This is a genomic window from Halorubrum sp. Atlit-26R (assembly GCF_003666015.1).
In the GTDB taxonomy this organism is placed as follows: Archaea; Halobacteriota; Halobacteria; order Halobacteriales; family Haloferacaceae; genus Halorubrum.
In genome coordinates this window covers 1-634 of the sequence record NZ_QPLT01000274.1, presented here as the reverse complement: position 1 = coordinate 634, position 634 = coordinate 1, and the positions used below count along the sequence as shown (strand labels likewise).

General features: G+C 49.2%; 1 protein-coding gene. It reads left to right on the top strand.

Going from position 1 to position 634, the window contains the following annotated elements; genetic code table 11:
* On the top strand, positions 1-399 hold a 399-nt coding region (locus tag DVK07_RS20540; RefSeq protein ID WP_147441293.1), incomplete at its 5' end, for an Lrp/AsnC family transcriptional regulator.
* Positions 400-634 lie beyond the last annotated feature (235 nt).

Here is a 634-nt window from a genome sequence, read left to right as displayed (position 1 = left end):
CGGATCGACCAACTCGAGGCCGATGGTATCATCAAAGGCTATCATCCAGAAATCAATTACGAGGAAGCCAATTTGCCGTTGCAAGTGACGTTCGTTATCTCCGCACCTCCCACCGAACTCAAACAGTACTCGGAGGATATCAGGGCAATCCAGGGTGTGGTCGATGTTCGTGAGATGCTCACGGGGCGGCGCAACATCCATATTGATGTTGTCGGGACGAGCACGAGCGAGATCACCAGGATCACTGATGCGATTCACGACATTGGTGTCGAGATCGAGTCGTCGGAGATGATGCGCCGCCGCCACGTCCAGCCATTCAACCACTTTTTCCTCCAAGGAACCGAAGACGTGGAAGCGCGCGGCGACGATTTTGAGGATGAGGAGTCAAATTCTGGTTAATATCCGACACAATTCTTCAATACACAATTGGTGAGGAGTATTATGGGGATTCCACACACTATAGTTTCGGATTACACAGTATACTCTCTAAGCAGTGCGGATTTTCTGATTACATAAACTACTATACACAACAACGTTATCCGTCCTTCAGGTCGAGTCTTTTAGTAAGGATGTAACCACCGGGGAAGTCGTTGACCTTCACGGTGGAATCCGCTAGAGATACTATGAACGACAC